At 39.1% G+C, this 25818-nt stretch carries 23 protein-coding genes; 17 read left to right on the forward strand and 6 right to left on the reverse strand.

The window, feature by feature from the left end; translation table 11 throughout:
• Positions 1-78: 78 nt before the first annotated feature.
• The 7 genes from MBUR_RS03730 to ade all read left to right on the forward strand — a co-directional run bounded on the left by MBUR_RS03730 (position 79) and on the right by ade (position 11514).
• Positions 79-294, forward strand: a complete 216-nt coding sequence (locus tag MBUR_RS03730; protein ID WP_048063214.1) for a hypothetical protein — start codon at positions 79-81, stop codon at positions 292-294.
• 497 nt (positions 295-791) lie between these two features.
• Entirely contained in the window at positions 792-4055 is a 3264-nt protein-coding gene (locus tag MBUR_RS14315) for a putative Ig domain-containing protein (RefSeq protein WP_232222017.1), read from the forward strand.
• 328 nt (positions 4056-4383) lie between these two features.
• A complete protein-coding gene (locus MBUR_RS03745; RefSeq protein ID WP_011498852.1) occupies positions 4384-5064 on the forward strand; it encodes a cohesin domain-containing protein in 681 nt (226 codons plus the stop codon).
• A 546-nt stretch (positions 5065-5610) separates the two neighbouring features.
• Positions 5611-6009 carry a hypothetical protein gene (locus MBUR_RS03750; RefSeq protein WP_011498853.1) on the forward strand — a complete coding sequence of 133 codons (399 nt, stop codon included), beginning with the start codon at positions 5611-5613 and terminating at the stop codon, positions 6007-6009.
• A gap of 2 nt (positions 6010-6011) precedes the next feature.
• Positions 6012-6875 carry a metallophosphoesterase gene (locus MBUR_RS03755; protein ID WP_011498854.1) on the forward strand — a complete coding sequence of 288 codons (864 nt, stop codon included), beginning with the start codon at positions 6012-6014 and terminating at the stop codon, positions 6873-6875.
• Positions 6872-9706 carry a DEAD/DEAH box helicase gene (locus MBUR_RS03760; RefSeq protein ID WP_011498855.1) on the forward strand — a complete coding sequence of 945 codons (2835 nt, stop codon included), beginning with the start codon at positions 6872-6874 and terminating at the stop codon, positions 9704-9706. The genes MBUR_RS03755 and MBUR_RS03760 overlap by 4 nt, the downstream gene beginning before the upstream one ends.
• A gap of 65 nt (positions 9707-9771) precedes the next feature.
• Entirely contained in the window at positions 9772-11514 is a 1743-nt protein-coding gene (ade, locus tag MBUR_RS03765) for an adenine deaminase (protein ID WP_052286195.1), read from the forward strand.
• A 143-nt stretch (positions 11515-11657) separates the two neighbouring features.
• On the opposite strand, the gene MBUR_RS03770 is transcribed toward ade, so the two are convergent.
• From MBUR_RS03770 to mpgP, 3 genes are read right to left on the reverse strand one after another with little or no spacing between them, the layout of a single operon-like run.
• Positions 11658-12881 carry a glucoamylase gene (locus MBUR_RS03770; RefSeq protein WP_011498857.1) on the reverse strand — a complete coding sequence of 408 codons (1224 nt, stop codon included), beginning with the start codon at positions 12879-12881 and terminating at the stop codon, positions 11658-11660.
• 5 nt (positions 12882-12886) lie between these two features.
• Entirely contained in the window at positions 12887-13417 is a 531-nt protein-coding gene (locus tag MBUR_RS03775; RefSeq protein ID WP_011498858.1) for a hypothetical protein, read from the reverse strand.
• A 30-nt stretch (positions 13418-13447) separates the two neighbouring features.
• Complete coding sequence (mpgP, locus tag MBUR_RS03780) at positions 13448-14266, reverse strand: mannosyl-3-phosphoglycerate phosphatase (protein WP_011498859.1); 819 nt, start codon at positions 14264-14266, stop codon at positions 13448-13450.
• Positions 14267-14503: 237 nt separating this feature from the next.
• Between mpgP and gpgS the strand changes: the two genes are divergently transcribed.
• Together gpgS and MBUR_RS03790 are read left to right on the forward strand one after the other, a co-directional pair.
• Positions 14504-15718 (forward strand): glucosyl-3-phosphoglycerate synthase, encoded by a 1215-nt coding sequence (gpgS, locus tag MBUR_RS03785; protein ID WP_011498860.1) that lies wholly within the window; start codon positions 14504-14506, stop codon positions 15716-15718.
• Between the two features lie 161 nt (positions 15719-15879).
• Positions 15880-17001: an ISNCY-like element ISMbu11 family transposase gene (locus MBUR_RS03790; RefSeq protein WP_048063217.1), complete on the forward strand. Its 1122-nt coding sequence runs from the start codon at positions 15880-15882 to the stop codon at positions 16999-17001.
• Positions 17002-17315: 314 nt separating this feature from the next.
• Here MBUR_RS03790 and MBUR_RS03800 read toward each other — a convergent pair whose 3' ends face one another.
• On the reverse strand, positions 17316-18140 hold the full coding sequence (locus tag MBUR_RS03800; RefSeq protein WP_232222019.1) for a hypothetical protein: 825 nt from the start codon (positions 18138-18140) through the stop codon (positions 17316-17318).
• Positions 18141-18156: 16 nt separating this feature from the next.
• Complete coding sequence (locus MBUR_RS14320) at positions 18157-18387, reverse strand: hypothetical protein (RefSeq protein ID WP_232222027.1); 231 nt, start codon at positions 18385-18387, stop codon at positions 18157-18159.
• Between the two features lie 302 nt (positions 18388-18689).
• Here MBUR_RS14320 and MBUR_RS14325 point away from each other — a divergent pair, with 302 nt between their 5' ends.
• The 8 genes from MBUR_RS14325 to MBUR_RS03830 all read left to right on the forward strand — a co-directional run bounded on the left by MBUR_RS14325 (position 18690) and on the right by MBUR_RS03830 (position 24340).
• Entirely contained in the window at positions 18690-19064 is a 375-nt protein-coding gene (locus MBUR_RS14325) for a hypothetical protein (protein WP_052286196.1), read from the forward strand.
• An 87-nt stretch (positions 19065-19151) separates the two neighbouring features.
• Positions 19152-19460: a BREX-1 system adenine-specific DNA-methyltransferase PglX gene (locus tag MBUR_RS14330; RefSeq protein WP_232222031.1), complete on the forward strand. Its 309-nt coding sequence runs from the start codon at positions 19152-19154 to the stop codon at positions 19458-19460.
• A 215-nt stretch (positions 19461-19675) separates the two neighbouring features.
• Complete coding sequence (locus MBUR_RS03810; RefSeq protein WP_011498861.1) at positions 19676-20065, forward strand: hypothetical protein; 390 nt, start codon at positions 19676-19678, stop codon at positions 20063-20065.
• Positions 20066-20158: 93 nt separating this feature from the next.
• Positions 20159-20620, forward strand: a complete 462-nt coding sequence (locus tag MBUR_RS12895; RefSeq protein WP_011498862.1) for a hypothetical protein — start codon at positions 20159-20161, stop codon at positions 20618-20620.
• Between the two features lie 18 nt (positions 20621-20638).
• Positions 20639-21508, forward strand: a complete 870-nt coding sequence (locus tag MBUR_RS03815; protein WP_048063219.1) for a hypothetical protein — start codon at positions 20639-20641, stop codon at positions 21506-21508.
• 120 nt (positions 21509-21628) lie between these two features.
• On the forward strand, positions 21629-23110 hold the full coding sequence (locus tag MBUR_RS03820) for an IS66-like element ISMbu5 family transposase (protein WP_011498778.1): 1482 nt from the start codon (positions 21629-21631) through the stop codon (positions 23108-23110).
• A 279-nt stretch (positions 23111-23389) separates the two neighbouring features.
• The gene (locus MBUR_RS03825) at positions 23390-23698 is read left to right on the forward strand and encodes a hypothetical protein (RefSeq protein WP_011498863.1); all 309 of its coding nucleotides are present in this window, start codon (positions 23390-23392) and stop codon (positions 23696-23698) included.
• Positions 23699-23731: 33 nt separating this feature from the next.
• Positions 23732-24340, forward strand: coding sequence for a hypothetical protein (locus MBUR_RS03830; protein ID WP_048063220.1), 609 nt, complete (start codon positions 23732-23734; stop codon positions 24338-24340).
• A gap of 290 nt (positions 24341-24630) precedes the next feature.
• Here MBUR_RS03830 and MBUR_RS03835 read toward each other — a convergent pair whose 3' ends face one another.
• Positions 24631-25257 carry a YkgJ family cysteine cluster protein gene (locus MBUR_RS03835; RefSeq protein ID WP_011498864.1) on the reverse strand — a complete coding sequence of 209 codons (627 nt, stop codon included), beginning with the start codon at positions 25255-25257 and terminating at the stop codon, positions 24631-24633.
• Positions 25258-25818: the final 561 nt, after the last annotated feature.

A 25818-nucleotide genomic window follows, 5' to 3' on the forward strand; every position in this document is an offset into this window, starting at 1 on the left:
GATGGTTTCTAAGGTATTCACAAGAATTGTATAAAGGTTCTAAATTTGCCCTGATTCTAAAGGATGCAGACTTACTTTATGGTATCGAAACGTAAGAATGAAGGTATAACTATGAATGTAAGATATTCAAAGACATCAAATAATGAAGCAGGAGCCTTTAGTGTTCATGCTGAATTAAATGATGAGAAAATTACAGACATGCAACAACTCAATTGGAATCACATCGATTGGAAATTAGTTGAATCACATGTTAATAGAATACAAGTCAGGATTACGAAAGCAGTTATTGAATAACTGTTGCCTGAAAAGGTTAAGAGATGCTTGAGCTATATGAGGTGAAAGTCTCACGTATAGTTCTTAGGCGAGAAAGAGGGAGTAATCCCTCTAACTTAGCCGACACCTCAATTTACCCGGCATCAAAAATATCATTGTATCTCTCTAAATATCTGTTTTTATATTAAAATATATATTTTAAAAGTAATCTTTAGAAAGCCTTTTGTATTTGGCCATGCATGGATTGCTTAAAAAATGTTTAATAAATATACAATAATAAATAGTATTATAATACCATGTGTCCATAATATGTTCAAAAATCCGTTTTATGTAATCATTCATCTTATATGTGTGGTCAAACGGTTAATTATTTGTTCAAACATTTTTGGAGGAATGATTATATGAAAAAGGTTACAAAATTATTCTTTTTATTAGGGTTGTTATTAGCTACGATTGATATTGGTTCTGCATCGATTTCGTATAATTCTGATTATAATCAAATTTTAGTCAAAGACGAAGTGTCTATTAATTTAACAGATATTTATGATGCTTTGTATCCAACATATGGTGATCAGCTTATTTCAAATGCTGGAAATGGGATTTGGTACTTAAATAAGACACTACTTGTTGATAGGTCTACGGTCTATATTACTTCTCCAGAAGTGACTGAATTAAGGGTAAGTGGGTCTACAGGAGTACATTTGCATGGAACTTCTACTGGTAGTGATGGTAAAGGGTATATTATTGAAAATGTTACTATTGTTGGTTGGCTAAAAGATTTTAATATGCCTGACAACACGGTTTCAAAAAAATCGATTAATATTGACAAAGGTCATGTTTCAAATTCGGTTTTTAAGAATGTGTCTACACTAAAACTTTACAATGTATATGATACTGATATAAATAATATTGAAATGGAATCTACTTCGGGTTCACTTGAAATCGCAGACGGTAACAATAGTACAGTTCATGAGATTGCACTTTATAATACTTCGGGATTTTACACTTATGATCTTGAAAATTTTATTTTTCATAATATTACAGTAAAGGACGTGCACTCTATTGGAACCATTAGGTTCACAAGAACAAGCCACAGCTTATTCTATGATTTTGTAATCGAAAGAATAGGCAGTTATTTGAAGCCTGGCTCAGGTGGGGGATTATATTGGTATGACTCGTCCTACAACACTGGATCTGATTTTTATATAAATGATACTGGGTGGAGTAGTTTTGCACCAGGAAACAATTATGGTAATTGGTCGGATTTAACTATACTTAATTCTGGACACAATGGTATCGATTTGCACAACATCAAAAATACGATAATAAATAATGTACATGTTTATGATAGTGTTAGTAATAATATCCTATTAACCGCGGGTCTTTCAGATAGTCCTTCAACTGAAAATATCACAATTACAAATGTTTATTCAAAAAATTCGGGTATTGTCTCTCAGCAAAATGTTTCGGATATTTATTTAGCTAATATATATCAGGAAGGTGATAGAGATGGTATGGGAATCTCTGTTCAAAATTTTACACTAATTAATGCAACTTTTGCATCTCTTAATAGTGATGCTCAAGTAAGTATTTATGATTCATTTGGATTTGAAAATACAAATTGTAATTTAATTGATACATCATTTTATCACTTAAATGTAGTTGCGGATAGAAGGATTAATTTGATAAATTCTGAATATCAAACCACCTATCATAAAAATCATGTTACACATTACTATTCTGATTTATTTGTTACATATTCAAATGATATTCCAGCAGCAGGTGCAACTATTGCAGTTGAAAATACAGTAGATTCGTCACATTCGAGTTTGAATGGTTTTGGTAATGACAAGTCCATGTTTTTAACTACATCGAATGGTCATACTGAATTACCAAATGAGAATCGTAGTGAATCTCCTGCTATGCCTGAATATTATAAAAGTTCGGCTGGAACTCAGACTTTCTCCCACACAGCTACCATCACTACTCAAGATGGGCAAACTCTCACCCTTCCAAATATCACTCCAGATTCATCATGGTATCGTCCAGATCCAAACACGCCAACCTATTCCATAACGGCAATAATGCCAGATGAATCTGCAGGACCCCACCTCACAGGGTTTGCACCAAGTGAAAGTAATCCTTTCAACATTGGTAACACTAAAAAATTCCAGGTATGGTCTGATGAGGATATGACATCAATGAAATGGATCGTTGATGGTGAAACAAAGCAATCAACTTCTCTTGAATATGCATGGACAGTACCGGATGAGAATGGACACACTATCATATTTGAAGGTACCAATGCGAATGGCATAATAACTAAAACGTGGGACATCAATGGCGGCTCAGGAAGTGTGTTGCCAGCCATTACCGGCGCATTTCCGGGAACTTCTTCACGATCTCAGGAGCTTGGCAGTTCCACTGATTTCAGTGTAACTGCTGATCAATCCATGACCTCTATGGTCTGGTACAAGAATGATGCTGTCATTGCAGATGGTGTTATGAGTACTACAGTTGATTGGAATGAACCGGGCACTTATAATATCAGGTTTACTGCTTCAAATGATAATGGAGAGGTCTCTAGATCATGGGAAGTGGTTTCTAATGAAGGTGCTCCTATCCTAAGTGATGATCTCTCAGTAAATAACGCACCTGTCATTACTACATTCGGACCTGCTAACAATACGGTCTTCCAGGAAGGAAACGTTATAAATATTGGTGTAATCGCTTCTGATGCAGATGGAGATGAACTCACTTATCTTCTGAAGGTCGATGGTGCTACTGTCAGTACAACCTCTGGTTATGTGTGGACTACTGATAGTTCGAACATAGGTGCTCATACAATTGGAGTTGTTGTGAGTGATGGTGTTGAACAGGTTACAGACCAACATACTATCATTGTACAGAATATTGTTGATGTTGGAGTTACTCCAGTAGTTATGTCCTCTTCAGCTCAGATCGTTTCTCCGGGACAACCTTTCAGCATCGGGATCTCTATTGACCCATCTGAACCTGTCTCAGGTGCTCAATTAGACCTCCTCTTTGATGAACAACTGGTATCTGCAGAAGGTACAATAGAAGGTGACCTGTTTAATCTGAATGGTGCATCTACTCTGTTCAATAGTGGTACGATAGGCGACAGTGGAGTAATTACAGATATCTACTGCTCTATCATAGGTGCAGCCCCTGTATCATCAAAAGGAACTATGGCAACAATTGCTTTTACTGCAGGCAATACTGCCGGAGTTGCAGAATTTAGCTTGTCAGATGTAGTGATCAGTAATGCAAGATCAGAAGGAACTCCTTATACTGTCACTGATACAATGGTCGTTATCGATACTGCACCTGTCTTGAATTCTATCGGTGATAAGACCGTGGATGAGGAAAACGCACTGACCTTTGTGACCAGTGCCTCGGACGCAGACGGTGATAGCCTTACATACTCAGCTACAGGTCTGCCTGTTGGTGCAAGCTTTGATACTGCATCAGGTGCATTCAGCTGGACACCTTCAGAGGGTCAGGAAGGTACCTATGCCATTGCTTTTGAAGTGAGTGATAGCTACCTTACAGATTCAGAAACCATTAGTATCGCTGTAAAATCACATCCAAGGTGGGATATTAACAGGGATTGTGCAGTGAATATTCTGGATATTACTCTGGTGAGTCAGAAGATTGGAACTGATGGTGCAGGTACAGATCAGGACGTAAATCAGGATGGTGTAGTGAACATCCAGGATCTTACTCTGGTAGCCCAACACTTTGGCGAAACAGTAGAATGAGATGCAGAGAGTGCATCTCTTTTTTTCGTTATGGTCTACTAATTCGAAGGCTGTTTTCCATACATATTTCTTTTAATTTTAATCTCAAAGTAAATATTACTGCATAAGATTATACTGTTTTTTGAATTTAGTTTAGTAGGTCAAATATATATTGATCCTGATCATTGAAGATCGAGCAGGTAAAGGATAAATCTCATTATAATTATGTTAATAACAGTCATGTTTATCTCACAATGTTTATATGGCACCAACACATTAGGGATTTCAAATATCTTGATCCGTGGTGATCATAATTCTGTTATCAGCACATTTCAATAAGGGATAAAATATGTTTAGCATAAGAAAAGTCCTCTCAATAGTTGCTATAATCGCATTGGTGGTAGTTTTAAGCAATATTTCTGCAGCTTCTACAGATGTAATTCTGAATCCATCGTCACAGATAAATGAACCTGGAAGTGCTGGTACTTCTTCACCGGGCATGGCTTTTACTGTTTCATCAGGTGAAGTTTTAAATGTTGCACCTGGCGAGACTTTCAATGTCGATGTCTTCGTTTCTCCGGATGTTGATATTGCAGGAATGCAGTTCGATCTGCTTTTTGATAGTTCCAAGTTCCAGATCGACAGTGTAACTGAAGGGAACCTGTTCAAACAAAGTGGAATGGGTACTTTTTTTGTTGCTGCGTCTGTAACACCGGGTTTACTCGATAATACCTACGGTTGTATTCTGGGTAATGCAGCTGTCTTAACACCAGCAAACTTTGCCACTATCACAATTACAGCAAATGAACATGCAAGTGGAAGATCAGCGTTCATCTTAAAAGATGTTATTGTCAGTGATCCAAAAGGCAATGCTGTTAATGTTGGAATATTAAACACAGAAGTTGCCATCCTGGTTTTCGATATTTCTTCGGAGCATGTGGTCGAATACAATGATTTCGATAGAGTTCAGGAGAATTCCGACGTGATTCCCGGGTCAATAACTGTGCCTGGAACTGTACCCGGAACATGACTTTGCAATCTTGAATATTCGGATAGAATATTCATAATATTTTGAATGAATATTTATTACCATCAAATTTTTTAGTTTATTAGTTTTTCTAAATATTTCTTTATTTCAAGATTTGAATATAATCACAAAAGTTAATATATCATTTTCAACCTTTTACAATTGTCACTATTCCTAAGTAGGAATTCTGCAATAGGAATTAATCCATTAAGTATGGCAACTTTGTGCTCTGTAGAAAGCCTATCAAAATCCACATACATAAACTGGAATTGAGATTATAATCCAATATCGTGCAACACATTCAATAATATTTTTGTATTTGATTATTGTCCAAATATTAAGGATTTCTACAGAGCCTATTCTGTATTATTTTAAGTTGTTAACAATTTAAGGAAGAATGTGATCATTATAATTTAGAGCAGTTTAGCAATACTACCTTGGGTAGAGTAATGGGTAAAGTTATTATTAATGTAATCCAAACTATTATTATCTGGATCTTAATATCAAATCTTCTCTTTTACACCACAAGAACAACACAAAGGTGACACAATGCTCGATCGCTTAATCCCCCAACAAAAAGCAACTTCTACCCGCCTTGGCGGTCTCCTCATACTCGTAGGTGAGACCATGTTCCTTTTCTCTCTCCTGAACTTCCTTATGATAACCCGTATCCAGTATTACAGTTCGAACGATACGTTGTTCAGGACACTATTTCCTGAATACACGTTCTTCCTTGTAGGGATGATAGTTGTTGCTTTTATCGGCATGTGGCTAACCTATGTCTATATCTTTCCTAGTAAACAGAAGTTCTCGCAGGAACAGGCTATCAAAGACGGTAGAAGCCCGATGTATGACAAACTTGTGCAGATGCATGAGGAAATGCATCAGATGCAAAGCACGATCGATGATCTTCAGGAACAAGTTGGGACCTTGACCAGGGACAAATAAAAATGGTGATCTCTATAGACCCTGTTATTGATGAGCCTGCACTTGTAGTATCCGGAGAGTTCACATCTCTTGTACTGGCTGACATCCATCTGGGGATCGAGTGGGATCTTTATCAGAGTGGTTTTTCCATACCCAGCCAGATAGAGCAACGCCTTGAACGCATAATGGGCCTTGTTGAGCAGACATCTCCTGATCACATAATTCTTCTCGGTGACATCAAGCACAACGTTCCGCAGGTCTCGTGGCAGGAGAGGGATGAGATCCCCTATTTCATCAGTACCCTTGCAGAGCGAGCAACAGTTGATATTTTCCCCGGTAATCATGATGGAGGGATAGAATTCTTACTTCCCAAAGGTTGTGATGTAAAGCTACATTCTCCAAGGGGTGCCATCATCGATGGGGTGGGATATTTTCATGGCCACACGTGGCCATCGATCGAGATCTTATCTGCAGAACAAGTAATTGTAGCTCATAATCACCCCACGGTACGGTTTACTGATGCAATGGGTTATTCAGTGGTCGAACAGGTTTGGTTAAAGACACACTTCAAAAAGGAAGTATTTGTGGACCACTTCAAAAACTCTTTCCTTGATGAGGAAAGTGGGAATTGGTCTGATCCTGAAGTTCTGGTAATACCAGCATTCAACGAGCTTTGTGGTGGTGTGGCATTTAATGAATCTGTGCGTGATGACCTCCTCGGTCCCATTTTTTCTTCAGGAGCGGTCGAGCTTGATGATTCCGAAATATACATGCTTGATGGGACATTTCTCGGAATACTGAAAAATATAAGGAAACTTGATGAAACGAAACCACGGACCGGCAAAAAGTGGTCAAGGAAAAAACGTTCGGTCAGAGGTGGCAAATGAGCTTTGACAATATGTTCAACAAATTTCACCCTGCGATCCAGGCAGCTCTGGAAAAACAGGGATTCAAAGCACCTACGCAGCCTCAGGAAATGTCCTTCCCTCACATCCTTGCAGGTGAACACACATTCCTCATAGCCCCAACAGGCTCAGGAAAGACCGAATCAGCAGTGTTGCCGATGTTCGATCATATTCTTCGCAAGAGCGAAGAGGACCGTGTCGGTATGTCTGCTCTTTACATTACACCGCTGCGTGCACTCAACCGGGACATGCTGACACGTATCCAGTGGTGGGGACAAGAGCTGGGGCTTGATGTGCAGGTACGTCATGGAGATACTACTCCGTATCAGCGGCAAAAACAATCCAAAAATCCGCCGGATCTTCTGATAACAACTCCTGAAACTCTCCAGGCAATGTTCACAGGTTCACGTTTGAGGAAAAATCTCGAATGTGTAAGTTATGTTGTTGTTGACGAGATACACGAGCTTGCTTCTTCCAAGCGAGGCGCTCAGCTTTCAGTCGGACTTGAGCGTCTTGTCGAAATATCCGGTGAGTTCCAGAGGGTCGGCCTGTCAGCTACAGTAGGGAACCCCGATGTTGTTGCTCATTTTCTTGCAGGTGCAAAACGGGAAGTTGCAATCGTACAGGTTTCCATGCTAAGCCTTCTTGAGTTCAATATTATATATCCGCAAGTCACAGATGAAGACATCGAGATCGGAAAGAAGCTCGGATGCGAACCGGAATTTGCATCCCACCTTCGATCCATCAGGGAGATAGTTGAAACCCATATATCTACCCTCATCTTCGTGAACACACGACAAAGCGCCGAAGCTCTCGCATCAGGATTCAAATTGCTCGGAGCATCCGTTGGTGTACATCACGGCTCTCTCTCAGTGGATGCCCGTATAGAAGCCGAAGAATCCTTCAAAGCAGGTGACCTTCGGGGACTCATATGTACTTCATCAATGGAGCTGGGTATCGATATCGGTAAAGTTGACCACGTTGTCCAGTATGGTTCCCCCAGACAGGTTTCCCGATTGTTACAACGTGTGGGGCGTGCAGGCCACAGAATACACGAAATATCCCGGGGTACGATCCTCACAATGGGAACCGATGATATTGCGGAAAGTATGGCCATAGCCAAAGCAGCTCTGCGGGGGGAAGTTGAGGATATAATCCCGCACACAGGCTCCCTTGATGTTGTCGCAAACCAGATATCCGGGATGGTGATCGATTTCGGGGATGTCGAGATCGAAAAGATCCATTCCATCCTGAATCGCACATATCCTTTCCGCGATCTTTCTCTTGAGCAGCTAAAACGTGTCATCGAACAGATCACCGAATATCGCATGGTCTGGCGTGAGGAAGGTTCTAACACTATCAGCAGGAGAAAGAAAAGCTGGCAGTATTATTATGACAACCTTTCCATGATACCGGATGAAAGGAAGTTCGAGATATTCGACATTGTCTCCGGCAGGTCTGTCGGAGTGCTTGATGAGGCCTTTGTAGTAAACTTCGCATCTCCCGGTGCGGTCTTCATAACTAAAGGCGAAATGTGGCGTGTTATCGAGATGAACACCGACAGGGACAGGATAAAGGTCGAGCCCATAAAGGCCATGGGCGAGATCCCAAGCTGGGTCGGTGAGGAGATCCCTGTTCCGTTCGATGTTGCACAGGAAGTAGGTAGGATCAGATTCAGGATATCGTTCCTTATTCATGATGGAAAAGATGATGCTGAGATCGTTGAAGACCTAATGAAAGACTATCCGGTGGATGTTCCCAGTGCTCTTACGATCATCGAGCTGGTGCGTGAACACATCTCAAAAGGCTGCCCTCTTCCTGATAATGATACAATTGTAGTTGAAGACGAAGGTGAAGCCGTAATAATCAATTCCTGTTTCGGACACAATGTCAACGAGACGCTTGGAAAGGTTATCACTTCTCTTCTGGCTGCCCGGTTTGGGGGCAGTGTTGGACAGGAGGTCGATCCATACAGGATCAGATTGCAGCTTCCAAGACGCATGAAAGCCTTGCATATTCAGGAGATGATCTATGATCTTCAGCCTGAACATATTGAACCTATAATCGAGATGACCCTTAAGAACACCTCGGTCATGAAATGGAAAATGGTTCATGTGGCACGGAAGTTCGGTGCATTAAGTCGTGAGATCGATTATGATCGTATCAGTATGAAGAAGCTCCTCGAGATCTACAAGGGGACGGCCATGTATGATGAGGTCATACGTGAGATATTCCACAACATGCTCGATGTGGATAAAGCCTCTGAGGTACTGGGACTGATAGCATCCGAGGAAATGGTCATACTTTCAAGTCCTGTACCAACTCCTATCGGAGGTGCGGGATTTGCAATGAAACGTGATCTTGTGGCACCGGAAAAAGCGGACCGATCCATCGTCCTTGCATTAAAGGACAGGATAATGCATGACCGGATCATCCTTTTCTGTGTAAATTGCAAGAAATGGGTGTCCCGAAGGAAAGTGATGAACGTACCTGATGAGATCATATGTCCGGTATGTGATTCAAAAATGATAGCTGCTCTCAAACCATGGGAAGAGGATGAGATAAAGCTGGTCAAAAAACAGGATAAGGTGACCGCAAAAGAGGACGTGAAACGTATTCAGAGGGTCTATCGTAATTCTCACATTGTAATGGCCAGTGGAAAACTTGCTGTCATTGCTCTTGCAAGCAGGGGTATAGGTCCTGAGACAGCTTCAAGGGTCATCGAGAAGATGCGGGTGGATGAGGAAACCTTTTACAGGGATATCATGGCGGCTGAAAGGAATTATGCCAAGAACAAGCAGTTCTGGAAATAAAATGCTTTTTTTGTTTTTATTTTCGCCACAATATACTTATACTTTGCAAAGCCATGAATTTCTTTATGGATATAAGGGACAAGGTCTTTGCAGCTACCGGTAAGGTCAAAGCCGATACTATCTTTTTCGGCGGTCTTCTGATCAATGTCAACACAAAAGAGATGTTGTATCGGGATATTGCGGTAAAGGAGGGCTATATCGTTGGCATCGGGGATGTTTCTTCCCTTAAAGGTGATGAGACCGAAATGATCGATGTGACCGGCAAGCATCTTTGTCCCGGGCTAATGGATGGTCATGTTCACTTTGAATCCAGTATGGTGACCTTAAGTCAGTTCGCAGTACCGGCACTGGCACACGGAACCACTTCGGTCGTTATAGATCCTCATGAGATAGCTAATGTTCTTGGCAGAGGTGGTATTGAACTTGTCCTCGATGAAGCAGCTACTCTTCCGCTAAATGCTTTTGTTGCTGTCTCTTCCTGTGTCCCTGCAACTTCCTTTGAGACTGCTGGAGCTTCCATCGATGTTGATGATATTGTATCCCTGATAGCTAATGAGAACGTTGTCGGACTTGGCGAGATGATGGACTATCCCGGAGTTGTCTTTTGTGATGAGACAAAGCTTTCAATGATACGGACAGCCCTCAAAGAGCGGTTGGTCGTTGATGGCCACTGTCCTGCACTTTCCAGAGAACAGCTATTCGGTTATATGTGTGCCGGAATATCAACTGACCACGAATCCATCGAGTATGAAGAAGCTCTTGAAAAGCTGCGTCTTGGGATGAAACTTATGATACGGGAAGGTTCGGCTGCAAAAGCCCTTGATAAATTCCTTCCCCGCCTGATCGGGGATGGTGTTTCCCTTGAAAATGTGTTCTTTGTAACGGATGACAAACACCCATCTGACCTGTTAAAAGGCTATATGGATGTGATCGTCAGAAGGGCGATAGAACTGGGACTTTCACCTCTGGATGCTATTTCGATGTGTACCATCAATGCTGCGAAACATTATCGTGTGGACCATATTGTCGGTTCGCTTTCCATGGGAAGAAAAGCTGACATTATCGTATTGGAAGATCTTGAAAAATTCATTATAGATTCGGTCTATGCATCTGGCAGACCGGTGGAAAGTTTTGTTCCTTCGTACGAATATCCGGACACAGTTTTCAATACTGTGAAATTTGATGCAGTTACTGCCACAGACCTACAGATAATGTCCGATGCGGATAAAGATCATAGAGTACGGGTCATCAAAGTAGTTCCTGACCTTATCGTGACAGAGAATGAGACCTTTGTTCTGCATTCTGATCGACATGGGATATTAATGCCGGATGTTGAAAATGATGTGCTTTCAGTTGCTGTTATTGAAAGGCATGGGAAAAACGGGAACATTGGTACAGGTTTCATTAAAGGAATGGGTCTCAGGAACGGTGCTATCGGACAGAGCATTGGTCATGACAGTCATAATGTGGTCGTTACGGGTGTAGACCATTCGGACATGGCATTATGTGCCAATACGATACGTAGCATGAATGGTGGGATCTGTGTGGTCAGTAATGGTAAGGTTGTGGAACAGCTTGAGCTTCCGTTTGCAGGGTTGTTGAGCACATTGCCTGCGGAAGAGGTTGAAAAAAAACTCACTGATCTTCATAAAGCAGTAAAAGAGATAGGTTGTGCTCTTCCTGCTCCGTTTATTACACATTCTTTCATAGCCCTTCCTGTAATACCTTCTTTACGGCTTACTGACATGGGGCTTTTTGATGTGGATAAGTTCAGTCTTGTATCCCCAATAGATGAGGTCATGGAGTGAACTTTATCTCATGGTAAATATCTGAAAATGTGAGGGCTGTAGAAAGGTCGGGCTAAATAGTCCTTTCGTACCTCATACAAAAAAAGTGGCATGCAACATATCATATACTAAATTAATGCGAGCATGCCATTTGCTAAAATGTCTTATCCGAATTTTTCAATGTAGTCTTTGTAGGCTCTGATATATTCTGCGTGTGGCCAGATAAGCGGAATGGTGACATAAGCCATACCATCCTTCCATTTAGGGTGGTTACGCACGTTCTCTATCATCGTTAGTTTACTATCTCTTAAGATCTTTGCATTGGTATAATCCTCTAACCACATCTCGAAACGTTCTATGGTTGAAATGTGTTCAGGCAGGAGATAGTTGTGTGCCATATCGACCACCCAACCAAGATACATTTCTGCCATGTCCTGATCATCAATAGCAATGTAATGGCTTGCCAGTTGGCAGGTAAAATGGCACCATGGTCCATATCCACCATTGTTCCTCCCCCACATCTCAGGGTAACGGTTCAATCCGCCTATTTCTTTATCCCAGAGATTTTCATGGATCCTCCTGACAGTATAACGGTTCTTTATGTCCTGTTGTTCAATGATGCCAAAGTAAGCAGGAGCGTATTCAACTACATCTACATCAATGACAGTAGATGCAAAAGCATCGTAACCGATAGGATTGCTGTTCTTTTCTTTTACACGTATGCACTTGATGAACGTTCGCCTTCTCGGGCTGTACATTCGGGTGAGGATCGCCTCTTTTATCTTTTCAGCTTCCATTTCCCATGTAGTAACATCCTTACCCAACGCTGCCCCCATTTTCACTGCAGCTTGTATTCCGGCACAACAGGCGCAATTCGCGTATATCTCGAATCCGTGCTCGTATGCCGGATATTCGTGAATGCTGTTTATGGTATGTACAAGATCCACTTCTTCGTTCTTGTTCATAAGAATGAATTCGACTGCTTTTGAAATGGTGTCCCAGTGTTTTTCAACAAATTTTTTGTCTGCCAGTTTTTCAAAGAACATCCCGCCAGTAGCTTCAAAATATTTTCCCATGGAATAAAGGACCAAACCATTTCCATCTATCTGAAGGTCTTTATAACTGGCATCATTTCCATCTACGTCATATCTCTGAGAAAATTCTCCAAGAGGCTTTTGTGAATTAAGTACAAATTCAAGTCCTTTCTTTGCTTCATCCATCATGTCTGCTGCAATACATCCCAGAATATCTACAGAGTGATCCCGGGGGTAAATGAAAGGGTAACGTGTTCCTGGAGGACTTGCATAGAATCCTCCTTTCTCATGCTGGTTGTTTTTCAGTATCTTCACGCTGTTCTCGTAAAGTCTTTCTGCTTCGATCAGATTCAATGTTTTCACTCCTTGTCAGGATTCTGGATCTTGCAAACGTAATACGATCTTTCGAGGTATTTATCTACTTCTTCTTTATTCATCCCGGCTCTTTCAAGGGCTTTTTCGTTATACACATTGTTATGTGTTCGAGGACATTTTGCGCCTACATTAAGAAGTTCGACACCAGCGAGCTCAGCACGCTTTGTGGTATAACTGTGATAAAGGATTCCGGTAACGGATGTAAGTGCCGGATATTTCCATCCATCTTCAGCTTCCTCCATTTTCCGGTTGGAGAGATTTACAAGTTCGATGAACTGTGAAGGACGCTCGCCATACATCTGGAGGAAATCCAAAAGCATGTTGGAGAACGGGCAGAGTGGTATATAATTGACATCATCTTCACGTGCACCTTCAAAGCCAGGTCCTTCTATCTCTGCAAGTTTTATACCTATCTTTTGGAGCCAGTCAGTTGTTTCTTCCAGCCCGTCTTTGTCAACCATCCCGATGATGCCCAGCAAAAAGGCCTTTGATATCATATTTTCAACGCGTATCAATTAATTACCCCCCTTTATTCTCAAGTATGATCAAATATTATTGTTTTTTCCAATAAGGTCCATTATCGCATTGTTCCAGCCGACAGGCCCGATACCTTCAGCATGCTTTATCTCTGTCAGTATTATCGATGGATCATATTTACCATCCGGCTTTTGCACAAGGAATGGGATATCCACGGCTTTTAACATTGGAAGGTCGTTCAGGCTGTCTCCGAGTGCTATTGTGACAACTTCTGTGAACTGTTGCCTGTAGATCTCAGTCAAAGCCCTGACAGCTTTTCCTTTGTCATTGTCTCCCATAATATGCCAGTAGCGTCCCCCTTTTGTATAATTCAGTCCGGCAGCGTGTATCAGTTCAATGACCTTTGCAGTCGCATTCTCATCTTCTTCAAGCCTGAACGCTTCATCATATTCTCGCAGTTTGGCAAGTTTTGCAGATCGGATGTCAAGGCCTGTGTCCTTGCTCACACCCTCAGCATCGAGGTCACCAAATCCTGTGATCTTAAAACCGGTCTTCTTGCGGATATCTTCAAGCACTCCCCTGATCCTGGTATAAGATGTTCCAAATTCTATAACTTTATAGTTACCAATTTCATGTACATCTTTCAGTTCAATACTGAAATGATCCTTTGGTATGAAAATTGCTCCTCCGTTCTCTGATATGAACGGATGGTGGCATTCAAGTTCATCAACATATACTTCAAGTTCTGCACGTGTCTTGCTTGTACAGAATATTAATGGTATCTCTTTCTCTTTTAAGAGATCAAGTGCTGGTCTTGCAGCATCGTATGAGTATGTGTCATGGTCTATCAGCGTGCCATCAAGATCTGTAAAGATGATGTGTTTCAAAATACGCCCCCCGGCAAATATTATGTATACAGTTTCTGTTGCTGCTGCTTATACTGTATAATATCATTTGAAATTCCCTTTATTATAAAAGCTTATATTGTATGTCCTATATATAGATACTCTAGTCATTAACATTATATTCCTTAATATCGTCAATGTGGGGGTTGGCATCCTTATAAAGGGTTACATGGGAGTTAACTCTTGAATTATGGGTGCTTTCGCTATTCGGGGAGTTAAATGGATTTTTATCAAGAATACATTACAACGATTCATGATTTTTGTATCGACAAAGAACAGCTTGTTAAAAGAATAGAGGGGCTAAAGGTCAGCAGACCTGCTTCACTTATCATTCCTATTCTTTATAAGGAAGTTGAGAACCCGCCTCTCAAAAAGATAATCACAGACCTTAATGAATGCACTTACCTAAGTCAGGTTGTGATCGCTCTGGCGGCTGAAACCACTGAGCAGTACGTGCATGTGGTCGAATATTTTAAAGACCTTAAACTTCCCCATATTGTTGTATGGTGCGATGGTCCACGGATAAAGCAGATCATTTTCGATATGAAAAAGAAAGGTATCGATCTTACATCTTTTAAAGGAAAGGGAAAAGATGTCTGGATAGCTACTGGCATAGCAACTCTTGAATCGTATGCCATTGCTTACCACGATGCGGACATTGTGACCTATTCGGTGGATCTTCCGGCAAAGCTCCTTTATCCTATTGTCGAGACCGAACTTAATTTCTTTTTCAATAAAGGCTACTATGCAAGGATTAATCTGGATTCTATGACCATGCATGGTCGTGTTTTCCGGCTCTTTGTCCGTCCTTTGCTCGATACTCTGCAATCCGAGTCTAATGCAGATATTTTGAGATATTTCCTCGCTTTCAGGTATACTCTTGCAGGGGAGTTCGCTATGACCAGTGACCTTGCCATGAACATACGCATTCCTGCTGACTGGGGGCTTGAAGTTGGTCTTCTTGCAGAGGTTTACAGGAACGCTACAACAAAAAAGATATGTCAGATCGATCTGGGTTATTATGACCACAAACATCAGGAACTGGGTGTAAATAGATCAGAAGGTCTTTGTAAGATGGTGAGTGATATTTTCACGACATTTATGCGCGTTGTGACAGAGTCTACGGATAACCGCATTTCAGAGTCATATCTCCATGGGATACATGTCAGGTATAAGCGATTAGGTCAGGACCTTATCCGAAGATATCATGCGGATGCTCTTTGCAATGGGCTTTATTATAACAGGCATGAGGAAGAAATATATGTGGATATGTTCGCCCGTGTGATAAGAAAGGCTGGTGATGATTACAGACATGATCCTTCTGACGTACTGATGCCGGACTGGACACGGGCCCTTTCTGCTGTACCGGATCTCAGGGAAAAATTATACGAAGCATGTATTGCTGATGTCAAGGAGTATTGTGAAAAGAAGTGATATCCTTCTCCTTAATATATTTACTTTTTCGAATGACATAAAGCCATCCTTAAATATTGAGATTATCAAATTAGCTTTTCGCTTTAAAAACGTAACTCTTTTTTCAAGACTACTGGCACCACTCTGAGCATAGCTTATGCATTGCATTTATATAGCAGAAAATGTGCCAGTCCATGAAATATTATTACGATGTTTCGGACGGAATCTGTACCAGAGATTCAATTGCTAACTATCTGAACACAGATAATGCATCAATATGCCAATTTTTGTATTTCTTAGATATCGATGACATTGCTTCTTATGTTGAAAGTAGCTATTATGCCGATAAGGACTGGCACTTTCGGTATAAGGTTTCGTCAATGATAAAGCTCATCGTTGTGAAATGTTATAGAAACCTCTCATTTGAGAAAACAATATCGACCTTAACAAAAGAAGAAGCGCAGCTTCTTTCTTTTGAAGACAATAACGGCATTATGAATCTTCCATCCCCTGCAACACTGCATCATTTTGTAAAATACAGACTTGGAAAAACTGGACTCGATGAAGTAATGTTCAAAATTGGAAAGAATATCTCCAAAAATACAAAGATTAGAGATGCGAAAACAGATTCAACTCCACTTGAAGCATCAAGATATGACAAGTATGCAGATTACAATCCGCATTATAATTGTAAGATGGACAAAGCTCACATCACCATGATTGGACCACTTCCAATCTACATGACTCATACAAAAGGTGCTTCTCACGATTCTCCTGAATTGAAGAAACATATTGATGCATTGGTAGAAATGGGAGTTGACATTGACACTTATGCATTGGATGGAGGTTATGATTCATTCAGGAATCATGCAGATATCTGGTATAAGTTGAATGCAAAACCAGTGATTGCATACTCTTCGGATTCTAAAGTTCAATACGAGGGAATGATGGAAAGAATTGATCACTGGGTTAACAAAATGTGGAAACTTGGTGGATCTATTCATATGAAATATGAAGAAAAACTTCATTTCCTCTATGAAAATGGAAGAGAAAAACAGGTAGGTATGCACTTGCGAAACAAGAATATCAAAGATGATGGATTCGATGAAGATTATTCGCACAGGGGTGAATGTGAACGAGTACACAATCATATTAAGTGGACTGTAAAGTTTGACATCAGAGGAATGAAAAATAGCAGTAAGAAACTGTATTCAGTTATGAATTTCGTTGCATATCAATTGCTTGTAGCTACAAATTTGCAAAATGGAGTTAAAGAAACTAACTCGTTTGCAAATTATGTATGAGGTAATGTCATCAAATTAGAATGGGAGGATTTATGAGCTAATTTGATAATCTCTATAGGTAGGCTGAATAGTTACAATAAAACTATATGTAACCCAATACGTAAGAATCCAGAAGATACAGGATTTGACATATCACTGGAAGATAAAGCCCATGTAGATTTATTTTTAAAGGTTTTTTTCATGGTGTTCTCGAATATAAAATGCTTAATGAAGCAGTTAGACGATTTGGTTAAATAAAAATAGAAACTTGTACTAAAAAAGTTATAAGTTATTACTTCTAATTTATCTTTTTTTTGGGGAACTTAGTTATTGATTTATCTTCTCACCGCCGGAGTATTCAGATTAAGATTTCCATCCCTTATTCTTTGTTTGATTCCCTGAGATCGACTCCTAGAAACACCCAAAGCTTCAGCTTCCTTTTGAGATATGTTGAGAATATTCTCCATTATCTCTTGCTTATTAATGAACTCTTGAGCTTTCTTCACATCTAATTCCTGTTCATCAATATTATTTGCTTCCTTGCCAATGTAAACAACACCATCAGCATGAACATGTTTCCTTTCAAGTACTCCAATCTCACCATCAAACTTATGCTCAAGATGTTCCACATACTGCATTATTGTCCTGCTTAATGGTTTGAAATAATGAGATCCTTGTTTAATTTCACCAGTTCCATAATCAATAAATGCCTCATAAACAATACTTTGAGGGTCATTCGAGAAAGGAGCTAATGGCTTGACTGATTTACCATCTTCTTCAGCAACTTGAAACCCAACATGATAGAAATTGAATGGTTTTATCTGGCATTTCCATTCCTTCCCTTTGTTAATAGTATCAAATCTATGCAACACATTTGCAGTTGAAACTGTAAGCCTTGAAATAGCATACATGTTTGAATACTTTTCTTCATTATCCAATTCAGAGATTGTTCCATAATGCAACTTGAGAATATCTTCCCATATTTCAGCCTGCCAATCTTCAACATCTTTTGGAAATGGATTTGTTAAATGCCCAAGTTCATGCAACTTGAATGATCTCTCTCCTTCCATGAACTTTATTTCTTCATTCTCATAAGTGTAAAGAGCATAACGCTTTGAAGAAATCCCATAAAACCACATGTCTTCTTTCTCAGGCTTCAAAAGATCAATATCAAGGCTATAAGGATTTAAGAGGTTGGAAATAATCAATAATCTCTTGAGCATGTTCAGGAGGAACAAAGATAGAATCTGTATCCATATACGCATGACCTGAACCAAGATCTTTTAATTTGGCTTCTGCCATTGCCAAGAACAATTTAGATCCTGCTGTAATCATGACAGCAAGTAAAGGATGAAAATAGTTACCTGCTTTCTCAAACCTGTTCTCAGAAGTATTGAAATCATCCAAGCCATAAACTTGAATATCACTTTTCTTATCTTCAGGATTAAGCTCAATGAAAATTCCATATAGATATTCTCACACAACAATGTATCGACATATCCCGCGAAGAATGTGATTCCCGAGAAAACTCATGGGATTTCAAGATAAACGAACTTCTGCATCATAAAACGACGTCCAGACCAGAAGACGCATATAACAATTACTGCACATACTGGGAAAAGAAGTTCTATCAGCTCTATAGAAACGAGGAAGAACTTAACCGAATCTTTATTGACATCTACGACCTTGAGGGTGAACTCACACCTGATGTGCTACTGGAGGAGATAACTATCCTCAAGACCGAGTCGGAAATCAAGGATGATGAATTGGTATTCAAGAAGGAAGATATTGTGAAGCAGTTAATTTCCTACGCCTTAGGCTGCATGTTTGGTCGATATTCACCTGAAAAGCCGGGACTGATCTTTGCAAACCACGGAGAAAAGCTCGCAGACTTCAAGGCAAAAATGCCAGATGCAGGTTTCCTTCCAGACGAAGATAATATTATTCCGGTGCTTTATAGGGAGTATTTCTCAGATGACATTATGGGCAGGTTCAAGGACTTCCTGAAATTAACCTTTGGAGCGGAGACCGCTATCAGAGAATCTGGACTTTATTGCCAAGGTGTTGTCGAAGAAGGGAAATAAGGGGTCTGAGGAGGTCATTCGGGATTACGTTATCAAGGAATTCTACAAGGATCATCTGAAGATGTATAAGAAGCGACCGATTACTGGATGTTCACGTCGGTTAAGGGGAAGGCGTTCAATGCTCTGGTTTATATGCATCAGTATGACAAGACGACCCTTGCTAAGATGAGGATGGATTATTTGCTGGAGCTTGAGGCTAAGATCGATGCACAGAGGGAGATGCTTGATAGTAGCAAGGATGCTCAAGAGAAGGCGAAGCTGAGTTCGAAGATTGAGGAGATCATGGCTTATGATGAGCTGTTGAAGAACAAGGCAGATGCTTATGTGGAGATCGATCTTGATGATGGGGTCAAGGTCAATTATAGGAAGTTTGAAGGATTGGTTGGGAAGCTGTGACCATTGGGTGAGTTGTGATCATGGATAAATCTAAAATGATGCAATTTTCGAACACGATAAGAGACAAGCTTCTCAAAAAGTAAGAAAATATCATTAAGAATAGAAATTGTTAAGATTGTTTTATTCGATGAAGAATTATTTAATAGCTTGATCTATAGTATATCCTATGATCTGCCTGCTAGTGAAAATTACTTGGTTAAAAGAGTGTGGTAAATATGAATGATAAAAACAACATTATTGATATCGATAAATATTCTTTATTAGACCTGTTTGAGCTGGACAATACCGAAATACTGAAACTGAAAAGTATTGAAGGTAAAGAAGAAGAATATAGCATGTTCCTTGGTACATTTGAATTTACCATTGCCCATTACTACCACGATAATGACAAAAAAATAACTGATAAAGAAGTAGTTAATCTATTAAAAGATATAAAAGCAAATCTTGACAAGAAGATGAACTATTTCCAACATCTGCTTGGAGCATTGTTGATCGATAATCTGATCGAAATATTTGACGAGGAAAATATTACCGTTCATGAATTTAATCTTGTGATAGACTATGTCCTTGAATCCATCGAGAATCACTCATGGATGTCAGACTGACAGGCATATTTGAAATGGATCTGTTACTATATTGATATCACAACAGAACAAGAAGATCGACAATACGAAAAACGAGTCGAACGACTAGCAAAAATGTATGACATGCCTCCGGGAGCAATTGATGATCTTTTAGAAAAATTCCCTGATTTAATCTGGGGAGAAGCACCCGATCCACTAACACTTAACAGTGAATTTATCGCAATGAATGATGATGAAAAGTATGAATACTTAGCAGTAAATGCACCCAATGACTTTAACCTGTTTCTGGCATATCTTTCAGAACTTGAGAGTAACGGAAATATCGATATTGCAATAAAACTTGCAAAAAGAGCAAGTAAGAGATTTGGTGAAATGTTCTCATTACACATGAAGATCGGAGACTATTTCCTGCACTTTGATCCAAACATCTCAAAAGGATACTATAACCGTGCAATTTCATCTCTGGAAAAAGTAGAACTGATACCAGATGAGATGAAAAAAGATATAGCTGAATCCATCAAAGAGGACATTAGATTGTGTGATAAGATGTTTTCTGAAGATTATACATTATTCTAACGATCAACGGTAATTGGTATGAACGATTTTAATGATGATACTAAGATAAAATTTTCAGATCTGCTTAAAAAAGACGAGACAGATACTCTGAAAATTAAAAGTATTGAAGGTAAGGAAGAAGAATACTCATTATATCTTGGTGCAATCGAAGATACAATTGCTGAATATTACAATTACCGTAACAAGAATCTGAAGGACAGAGATGTTATTGCCATATTAGTAAATATCTCAAGTGATTATAATAATACGTTCAAATATAATAATACTGAACTTGGTTTTGAGATCATCAGTAGTTTAGTAGAAGCACTTGAATATAAACCGATCACTGCCCATGAACTTACTATGGTGATCGATTATCTGCTCACATCAATTGAGAACAGGTCATGGATCCCAGATAAGCAGGCATATCTAAAGTGGATTAATTATTTTGTTGGTCTTAATACAGAAGCAGAAGAAGCCAGCTATGTAAAGAAGATTAAACAATATGTGAAGAGGAGGGGAATTCCTGATGGCATAGTTAAAGATCTTTTTGTCAAGATCGATGATCAGGACATGAACTACCATAAAAACTATCATGAATTTGTACATGATGATGGATGCGAGAGCGATTTTCAGAAAATATACACTCCAGAAGAAGAAGCTCGTATTGATGAATTTTCATTAAATACTGACGAAGAGAAATTTGACTACCTGATCCAAAACAGTCCTGATAATGCTGATTTTCTCGCAGCATACCTTTTTATTCTTGAAGAGAACGGAGATTCTGGAACTGCTCAGGAACTGGCGGAACAGTTCTGCAAAAAATGTGCAGACCCATTTGAGATATATGACTCTGTCGGAGACTTTATTTTAAAAATATGTAACTATTCAGCCACCTTTGCGTGCTAAAATCCCCCCACCTCAATTTATTTCATCTTCTGACATGGATTTTTACGAAAAAAGTAAGTAGTAGCATTCTATTTAAGTTCACACCCAAAAAATCAATTGGTTTTGCCAAACAGGAGGTGAATGAACACGAAACGCAAAGAAATCCTAGCAGTTTATGAACAAGGTCCCGAAGCAGTTGTCACTCTTGTCACTACATTGTACGACATCATTGCTGAACAACAAAGGATCATAGAACTACAAGCTGCCAGAATAACCGAACTCGAAGAACGAGTTAAAAAATTGGAAGAGCAACTCAAAAAAAACAGCCGAAACAGCAGTAAACCACCTTCAACTGATGTTTTTATTAATGAGAAACCAAAAACAAAAAGCAGACGAAAAAAGAGTGGAAAGAAACCAGGTGGTCAGAAAGACCATCCTGGAACTACTCTCAGAATGGTAGATGTTCCTGACGAAGTTATAATTCACAAAGTACACAAATGTAGCAATTGTGAAAGATCGCTTGAAGATATAGAAGTTAAAGATCATGAAAAAAGGCAAGTATTTGACATACCTCCCATTAAACTTCAAGTAACAGAACATCGTGCTGAAATCAAGTCCTGTCCTCACTGCGGTTGCAAGAACAAAGCTACTTTTTCAGAAAAGGTTAAACAACCCACGCAATATGGCTTGCGTCTTGCATCATTAGCAGTCTACTTACATGATTATCAATTACTTCCTTATGAACGCAGCTGTGAATTGCTAGCTGATGTTTGTGGATGTGAAATAAGTCCCGCTACTTTGGCCAGGGCAGAAAAGACATGTTTTGAAAAACTTGAAGATTTCGAACAGCAGATCAAGAACTTCTTAATAGAATCTCCTGTGATAAATTGTGATGAAACTGGTATGAGGATAGAAGGAAAACGACAGTGGTTACATGTTGCTTCTACAAACAAAATGACATGTTATTATCCTCATCAAAAAAGAGGCTCTGACGCAATGAATGCGATGGGAATCTTACCAAATTTCAATGGTACAGTAGTTCATGATTTCTGGAAATCATATTACAAATATGATTGTGATCATTCGATCTGTAATGCTCATCTATTGCGAGAATTAACAAGTGTAAGCGAGAACGATAATCAATTGTGGTCAAAAGCTATGAATATTCTACTTATTGATGTCAAAAAGTCAGTTGACCAGATCCGAGGAATGTCTGGTTGTATGAAACCAGAGAGAATTAAAGAGTTTGAAGATTGGTACGGCCAGATTATTCATATTGGGATAGAAGAAAATCCTCAACTTCAAGCCAAATCAAAGAAGCGAGGAAGAACTAAACAAACCACAGCAAAAAATCTGCTGGATCGGTTTATTGGTTATAAAAATGATATTCTCAGGTTTATGCATGATCTAAAAGTTCCATTTGAGAATAATCTTGCAGAAAGGGATGTGAGAATGATGAAAGTACAGCAGAAGATATCGGGTACATTCCGAAGTATGCAAGGAGCATTAATTTTCTCGCGGGTAAGAAGTTACATTTCTACTGTTAAGAAGAATCAGATTCCTGTGATGGATGCAATTCGAAATGCAATTGCTGGAATGCCATTTATTCCAACAATTGTTTGAGCTTCTAATCTTTTTGTGTAAAGGTTGGTCATACAGGATTGATTATAGGTAGGCTGAATAGTTACAAAAATATATCATAACATTGCCAGAAAATATTATCAGAAGGCACTCTTATGCTTAGAGGATGAAAAGGACATCGAAGAATATGCAAAATTGGTATTATCAGAATAATCAAAAAGCAATCCATCTACACAAGTTCACAGAATAATCGAAACTATTCAGAAATTCAATTCATAAAAACGGACAGTTGATTTCAATATACCCTCCGGACGCATCAATATGGTTAACGTAGAGAAAACAAACCAAACGCTTCTCAGGAAATTTGCCGAAAAGCAAGACTATGAAAAACGGAAGATAGTCTTTTGGTATGAAAAGGATGAAACGGCAGATGAAGATAGCTTTGCTCAAATAGAAGAGGAGCTTGCAAAGCATGATATCAAAATAAAGGTACTTGCTGACAACTTTTATGAGGTCAAGAAGTTTCTGGAGGTTGAAGATACTGCTTCGAACTATTTGATCAACTCTCAGGATGAAGAAAGAGGTCCTGAGGACAACTGGCTTCTGGATATTCAGATGTATTCCGGATGATTCGAGAACAGCAGGATATCGGATATCAAGAGTGTGCTGGAAATAGATGGGTATGATCTTGACGAATTCCTTGAAAAGAGATACAAGTTCTTCGTCAGTAAAAAGAGGACAGACTCATTTTTGCGCTGGTATCAGGTAGACTGGGAGGAAGAAGAATTCTTGCAGGGCTTCTTGGCTGTATTTTCCAGCTCCCAGTCAGTTGATATTCGTGAGATCCTGAGAAATCTGTTAAAATCATCTCTTCAAGAGGAACATAACAAGATCTGGGCTGATATCACTAAGTTCGATCTTGAACGTGATTTATGGAATCTGATCAAACGATATTTCGGGTATGGTTCCGAAGTTCTAATACTTAAAAAGCTATTCCTGAGTTTCATTATCACTCCTAAAGAAAGGGATTACTTCCTGAACGTACAGGATATTTATGGAGTAGGAATGGCAGAAGGAGCAAATCTTGCTGCTTTCGTTGCTTTATGCTCTGGTGCTCTTGGAAAACCTGTGACAGAGCAGACAGTGATCTTGGGTACAATGACAATTGGAGGGGCAATACAGTCACTGAAAATCGGGCTGATCTATTGCAGGCGCGAAGAAGGTATTGATTCCCGCAGCAGCTACTGTGAAATTGGGAACAGTGCCACCTGAGCTTTTAAGCAAGTTCCAGCTGGCATTTTATGACGAACCTATAGATGCTGTGCATAAGGCGTTGTTTATTTGAAGATTTCTTTGTTTGATCGATAAGGGTGGTGAAATTAATACAACCATCCGATCTTCAATAAAATAAAAGATTCTCTAAACAAAATGAGGTTAATTATGGTAAATTCTCATGAGCTTGAAAGCAAAATAAAAGGTTACTTATGGGGAGCAGCCTGTGGAGTCACGGACGTTGGTCTGGGCTATGAAGCAGGAAGCCACTCATTTTAATGGGTGGTAGTTCACATTGAACAATGGGTTTCCTGTATCTCAGATATATCATTGATCTTCTTCAATGCATTTTTAGATCGCAGGAAAATGGACAGCATCTCAAGTTCATCGTAAGGTATCTGCATTTCTTGCAGGGACTCTCTGGAATAGAAATCCGAAGCCTCCATTGCATAAGACTCAAGGCTTATCTCCCATTGCAGCAGTTTTTCAACTTTTTCAGCAGCAGGAATATCTGCTATCGAGATTGTGTCCATTGCCCAGGATGATATGTCTTTAATTATCAGAAAACCTAATGGACATGGCTGTAATCCCAATGATATTCCTGAATCGTTCACTTTGAATGGGTACATACCACAAACAGTTAATCTTTTTTCATAGATCTCACATCTGTTAGTCGGGTTCAGAAAAGAACATGGGCTGGTCATAACATAAAGGGACGGAACAAGAATATCGCTTTTAATATCCTTCGCTTTTTCAGGATGATTTTCTTTTAAAAAGTTGAACTCATCTTCGAATATATGGACTCGACCATTTCTACAACATTCTGCTTTACATGTATCGGGACATTCATAGTATTGCAGAATATTCTGTATTGCATTGTAGTGAATAGCTTTTTTTACCATCATAACAGAGTTCAAAATCGTTAATCTCCATTTTTAGAAATTATTTTGTAAATTAAAAACTAGAAGTATCTTCAATAAGGATGTAGCACATATATAGAGACTTTGCTTTATTAAAAACAGATAAAATACGTTTTTTTCGTTTATAATTATTAATAATAGCTCTATTTTTTAAAAAACAGAATAAGAAAATAAAAATAAGATTTTAAAGTCCAAATTTTACTTTTTGAAGATATAAATAGATAATTAATCAAAATAATCGATTTTAAAATATTAATTATAATTCGATATCAATTCAGAGCCATTAAGAGCTTTATTTTGTTTATTAATAAATTAAAGATTAAATTTTTAGAAAATAAAGCTTTAATGAATCTGGATATTCTTGAAAATGAAATGAAAATAGCTATATGAATATTCGGACTTTTTCGGGTCTTAAATTGTCCTTCTTTAGTTCTTTGTCTGTTATGAACCATGGAACAAATTAGTTGGACCAATACAAGTAAGCTAATTTCATAGTTTCATTATCCATCCAATTTCCCCTTCCCCAGAGGTATGTGAGGTCCCGACAAATAAAAAAAT

The organism is Methanococcoides burtonii DSM 6242, from assembly GCF_000013725.1.
Taxonomy (GTDB): Archaea; Halobacteriota; Methanosarcinia; order Methanosarcinales; family Methanosarcinaceae; genus Methanococcoides; species Methanococcoides burtonii.